Annotated in this window: 6 protein-coding genes; 4 read left to right on the forward strand and 2 right to left on the reverse strand. The window is 70.2% G+C overall.

The annotated features are described in order from the left end of the window. Both GX015_RS01365 and GX015_RS01370 read right to left on the reverse strand, forming a co-directional pair. On the reverse strand, positions 1–812 hold an 812-nt coding region (locus GX015_RS01365), incomplete at its 3' end, for a carboxylesterase family protein (protein ID WP_291342220.1). Between the two features lie 56 nt (positions 813–868). Beyond that, positions 869–1642, reverse strand: coding sequence for an alpha/beta fold hydrolase (locus GX015_RS01370; RefSeq protein WP_278827216.1), 774 nt, complete (start codon positions 1640–1642; stop codon positions 869–871). 274 nt (positions 1643–1916) lie between these two features. On the opposite strand from GX015_RS01370, the gene GX015_RS01375 reads away from it, so the two are divergent. From GX015_RS01375 to GX015_RS01390, 4 genes are all read left to right on the forward strand, one after another. Next, positions 1917–3110, forward strand: a complete 1194-nt coding sequence (locus GX015_RS01375) for an ABC transporter permease (protein ID WP_291342222.1) — start codon at positions 1917–1919, stop codon at positions 3108–3110. After that, positions 3107–3790: an ABC transporter ATP-binding protein gene (locus GX015_RS01380; RefSeq protein WP_291342224.1), complete on the forward strand. Its 684-nt coding sequence runs from the start codon at positions 3107–3109 to the stop codon at positions 3788–3790. Before GX015_RS01375 ends, GX015_RS01380 begins: the two co-directional genes overlap by 4 nt. A 138-nt stretch (positions 3791–3928) precedes the next feature. Beyond that, the gene (locus GX015_RS01385; RefSeq protein WP_291342226.1) at positions 3929–4516 is read left to right on the forward strand and encodes a TetR/AcrR family transcriptional regulator; all 588 of its coding nucleotides are present in this window, start codon (positions 3929–3931) and stop codon (positions 4514–4516) included. Continuing rightward, positions 4506–4976 (forward strand): YbaN family protein, encoded by a 471-nt coding sequence (locus GX015_RS01390; protein ID WP_291342227.1) that lies wholly within the window; start codon positions 4506–4508, stop codon positions 4974–4976. The genes GX015_RS01385 and GX015_RS01390 overlap by 11 nt, the downstream gene beginning before the upstream one ends. Positions 4977–5088 lie beyond the last annotated feature (112 nt).

A 5088-nucleotide genomic window follows, 5' to 3' on the forward strand; every position in this document is an offset into this window, starting at 1 on the left:
GACTGCAGGATCGCGCGCCGGAACGGGGGACGATAGGGCTCGTCGACGTCCCCGCGCCCCGGTCGAGGCGCCCCGATCTTGTCGGCGCCGGCGATGACCATGAGCGACAGGATGTGGTCGGCTCCCGCGGACTGGCCGAACATGGTGATCTGCTCGGGGTCGCCGCCGAACGCCGCGATGTTCGCACGAATCCACTCGAGGCCTGCCTGGATGTCCATGAGGCCGAGGTTGGAGGGCGGGACGCCGTCGGCGCGGTCGTCGCCGCCGCCGAGGAATCCGTACGCGCCCAGTCGGAAATTGATCGACGCGACGATGACGTTGTTCTCCGCCACCATCTGAGACGGCTCGAATCGGGGCAGGTCACCGCCGCCGGCGACGTTGGCGCCGCCGTGGATCCACACCATGACCGGCAACTTCGCGTTCGGGGCGGTGCCGTCGGGGACGGTGATGGCCAGGTGCTGGCAGTGCTCGTCGTGGTGGCGGGGCTGCGCATGCGGCGCGATCTTCTTGCCCGCCGGCGACGGCCGCTGCGGGCACGTCGGGCCGGGCTGATCGGCGACGACGATGCCGCCATCGGGCAGCGTGGTCAGCGGCTGCGGGACCTCGTGGCGGTTGGCGTAGGCGTAGGGGATGCCGATCGCGCGGAGAACATGCTGGTCGCGGGTCTCGGCGGCGGGGGCGCGGAAGCCCTGGATCACGCCGGCCGGGGCGTACCAGCGCGGGGCCCCGGAGGACGGGGCCGGGTGCGGCCGCCGATCATCGTCGAGGGCCTGCTCGGGGCGGGGCTGCTGGTCCGGGTTAACTGCGCTCATGCTGCAATGTTGCCACGTCTACCAGGGAATCGCAGTGGATTCGGCCCGGCCGAGCCCTACGCCGCCACCGTCGCCGGCAGGTACGCCTCGACCCACGTGCGGATCAGATCGGCGGCGCGCTGCGGGGCGCCGGGCTTGATCATCAGGTGGTCGGCCTTGTCCAGGCACATCAGCGACTTCGGGTAGCGGGCGACGAGGAAGATCTTCTGCGCGCTGTCGATGCCGACGGTCTGGTCGGTCGGGGAGTGGAGCAGCAGCAGCGGCTTGCGCAGCTTGTGGATGTACGTCTCCGGGTTGATGTCGGCCAGCGTCTCCAGGAATTCGCGGGAGATGGGGATGTCGCGCCCGGCGATGGACAGCGTCTGGGTGCCGTGGGCGTCGATGTCGCCGATGGCGTCGGCGAAGTGGAAAATCGAGTGCGCCGGGTCGAAGGGCGCCCCGATCGTCGCCACGGCCTTGACCTTCGGCATCCGCTGCCCCGCCAGGATCGCGGCGGCACCGCCCAGCGAGTGCCCCATCAGCAGCGACGGCGCCTCGTACTCGGCGTCCATGAATTCGTAGGCGGCGACGAGGTCGTCGACGTTGGTCAGGAAGGTCGTGTCGGCGAAGTTCCCGCCGGATTCGCCGAGTCCGGTGAAGTCGAAGCGCAGGCACGCGATGCCCTGCTTGGCCAGCGCGCGGCAGGTCCGCGCCGCGCCGGGCACCTTGCGGTTGCAGGTGAAGCAATGCGCGAACAACGCCCACGCGCGGGGTTCGCCGTCGGGCAGGTCGATGGTGGCGGCGATGGTTTCGCCCGTGGATCCGGTGAAGGTGACGTTCTTGCTCGGCATGTAATCCGACCGTACGCGGGTGAACGGGCTTTGGCTTTGCGACGTATCGATGTTCACGTGACCGCCGTCGTCGTGAGAAACGCCACAAAAACCACGTCAGGCCGCTTTCCAGTTAATGATATCGACACAGTGTCGTTAACATGATGACGTTGCGTCGGCATCTTTCTCCTCCTCGGCGAAGCGGATGGAGGGCGGCCGTCGTAAAGCGATCGGCGCGACCGCGCGAGCGGCCGCCGGCCCGAACCAACCGCAACCCGCCGACCCCGGAGGCCCCATGTTCCTGGCCTGGCGCGAAATGCTCTTCGCGCGCACCCGATTCCTGCTGATGGGCCTCGTGCTGGCCCTGATGTCCATCCTCATCGTGATCATCTCCGGCCTCACCGCCGGCCTGGTCAACGACGGCGTGTCCGGCCTCAAGGCCATGGACGCCGACGCCATCGCGTTCGAGGAGGGCACCAAGACCGACTCCGCGTTCACCCGCTCCATCGTCGACCTGGGCAAGGTCGACGAGGTCGCCGCCGCAGACGGAGTGGCCGAGGCCGCGCCGATGGGCCTGACCATCGTCAACGCGAAGAACCAGGAGGGCACGCCCGTCGACCTGACCCTCATCGGCGTCGAGCCCGACTCCTTCCTGTCGCCGGGCACCGACGCCGCCGGCGACGCCGTAGACGGCGAGTCGCTGCCCGCGATGGCCGACCCCGCCGACCGCCCCGCAGGTGAGCCGACGGGCACCCCGCGCGAGATCGTCGTCTCCGCCCCGCTCAAGGACGAGGGCCTGAACATCGGCGACGTCATCACCGTCGAGCGCCTGGACACGCCGCTGACCATCGTCGGATTCGCCGACGGCCAGCGCACTTTCGGCCACGTCGACATCGCCTACGTCCCCCTGGACGTGTGGCAGGAAATCCATGCCGGCGCCCGCGATGGCGAGGCCGCCCCCGACGACGCCTACGACCAGGCCAGCGTCGTGGTCGCCAAGACCGACGAGGGCACCGTCCCCGACCTGGCGGCGCTGTCCGCCGCGACCGGCACCGACGCCCGCACCCTCGAGGAATCCTTCGAGTCCTCGCCGGGCTACGGCCCCGAAATGATGACGCTGTCGATGATCGAGTGGTTCCTCTACATCATCGCGGCCCTGGTCACCGGCGCCTTCTTCCTCGTGTGGACCATCCAGCGCTCCGGCGACATCGCCGTCATGCGCGCCATGGGCGCCACCAAGGGCTTCCTGCTGCGCGACAGCCTCGGCCAGGCCGTGGTGATCCTCGCGCTGTCCATCGGCGTCGGCGTCGCCATCGCGCTGGCCCTGGGCGCCGGCCTGGAGGCCTCGCCGATGCCGTACGCCACCGAACTCGCGCCCGTCGCCGGCGGCGCCGCGCTGCTGTTCGTCTTCGGACTGATCGGCGCCACCGTCGCCGTCTTCCGCGTCACCCGCACCGATCCGCTCACCGCACTGGGGGAGAACCGATGACCGACACCAATCCCGCTCTCGTCCTGGACCGCGTCTCCGTCAGCTTCGGCGACGGCGACTCGACGGTTCACGCGCTCGACGACGTCTCGCTCACCGTCCAGCCCGGCGAATTCGTCGCCATCGTCGGACCGTCGGGCTCCGGCAAGTCGACGCTGCTGGCCGTGGCCGGCGCCCTGACCACGCCGCAGTCCGGCACCGTCACCCTCGGCGGCGAGGTGCTCACCGGCATGAAGGACAAGGACCTCGCCCGCGTGCGCCGCGAGCACATCGGCTTCGTGTTCCAGTCCGGCAACCTGCCCTCCTCGCTGAAGGCCCGCGACCAGCTGGAACTGGCCGCCCGCCTGCTCGGCCACCGCGGCCGCAAGTCGAACGAGGAGCTGCTCGAGGCCGTCGGCATGGGCCACCGCGCCGGCCACCGCCCCGGGCAGCTGTCCGGCGGCGAACGCCAGCGCATCGGCATCGCCCGCGCACTGGTCGGCGGCCCGGACGTGTTGCTCGTCGACGAACCGACCGCCGCGCTGGACACCCGCCGCTCCCGGGAGATCGTCGCGCTGCTCGCCGAGGAATCCCGCAACGAGGGCGTGGCCACCGTCATGGTGACCCACGATCTCGGCGTCCTCGGCCACTGCGACCGCGTCCTGGAGATGGCCGACGGCAAGCTCCGCCCCCGCGAGGCGTAGGCGGCGCCGGCACGCAAGGGTTATCGACTTTTTGTGCGGGGCCGTCGGCAAGCAATATGAAACCGCAGGCCGCCGGAGTACGGTGAAAAAATAGAGCCCCGCGACGCGGGGCCCGACCGCCCGCCGAGAGGAGACGCCATGCCGAAGATCACCGGCCCCACCGTCGTGGAGCACCGCGCCGCGCAGCACCGCGCGCTGCTCGACGCGGCGCAGCGGCTGATCAACGAATCCGGCGGCAACGTCCCCACCCTCACCGAGGTCGCCGAGGCCATGGGTTTGGCGCGGTCCAGCGTGTACCTGTACGCGAAGTCGCGGAAGGACCTTGTGGCGCAGCTGCTCCTCGACGTCATCCCCGCCTGGACCGGCGGCATCGTCGACACGATGGACGCCGCGGGCGACGACCCCCTGGCGCGGCTGCAGGTGTACGTCGACGAGACGTTCCGCCTGTTCATCGAGGGCGAGCATGGGCAGCTGATGGCCGCGGCCCAGCAGATCCCCGAGGCATTCATGGATCCGCGGGTGCAGGAGGCGCACAACGCGCTCGAGCCGGTGCTCCATGCGTTGCTGCGCGAGACCGGCGGGCCCGTCGCCGTCTCCGCGCTGCCGATCATCGATTCCGCCATCCAGTGCGGCGCGGAGCTCGTGTCCGCGGGCCGTGCCGGCGAGGACACCGTCCGCGAGGCCCTGCACCGCATGGTCCGTGGCGTGGTCGCCGATGACGCCTGAGTCGCGCGGCGACCGGCCCCAACAGAGCCCGGAGGCGTCGGCCACCACGGGCCCGCCGGTGCTGCGGCCGGTGAAATCGCGCGCGATGCGCTGGGCGCTCAACGGCGTCGGCCTGGTCAGCCTGGGCCTCGGCGCGCTGGGCGTCGCGCTGCCGCTGCTGCCGACGACGCCGTTCCTGCTGCTGTCGGCGCTGTGCTTCGCCAAGGCCTCCGACCGGCTGCTCAACTACCTGCTCAATCACCGCGTTTTCGGCTCGTACCTCAACCAGTACTACTCGGGGCAGATGACCCTGGCGTACAAGCTGCAGACCCTCGGCGTGATGTGGATCGGCCTCATCGTGTCCGCGTGGCTGATCGGCAAGCCCTGGCCGTGGGCGATCTTCGCCATCATCGGCACGGGCGTGAGCATCCACATCCTGACGTTGAAGCCGAAGAACCCGCCGGGCGGCGGGCCGTCGTAAAGCGGCCCCCGCCAATCCGGCGGTACCGACGAACCCGCGAGCATCAACGCACCGGCACGCCCGGGCCCAGCGGAATGCCGAGCAGGTACCACAGCGCGAAGAACAGGAACCA

Source organism: Corynebacterium sp., from assembly GCF_012837295.1.
In the GTDB taxonomy this organism is placed as follows: domain Bacteria; phylum Actinomycetota; class Actinomycetes; order Mycobacteriales; family Mycobacteriaceae; genus Corynebacterium.

What these genes read in the sequence shown, in the direction of transcription:
- GX015_RS01385 (WP_291342226.1), top strand. Translation starts at nt 3,929, where the DNA reads ATGCCGAAGATCACCGGCCCCACCGTCGTGGAGCACCGCGCCGCGCAG.
- GX015_RS01375 (WP_291342222.1), top strand. Translation starts at nt 1,917, where the DNA reads ATGTTCCTGGCCTGGCGCGAAATGCTCTTCGCGCGCACCCGATTCCTG.
- GX015_RS01370 (WP_278827216.1), bottom strand. Translation starts at nt 1,642, where the DNA reads ATGCCGAGCAAGAACGTCACCTTCACCGGATCCACGGGCGAAACCATC.
- GX015_RS01390 (WP_291342227.1), top strand. Translation starts at nt 4,506, where the DNA reads ATGACGCCTGAGTCGCGCGGCGACCGGCCCCAACAGAGCCCGGAGGCG.
- GX015_RS01380 (WP_291342224.1), top strand. Translation starts at nt 3,107, where the DNA reads ATGACCGACACCAATCCCGCTCTCGTCCTGGACCGCGTCTCCGTCAGC.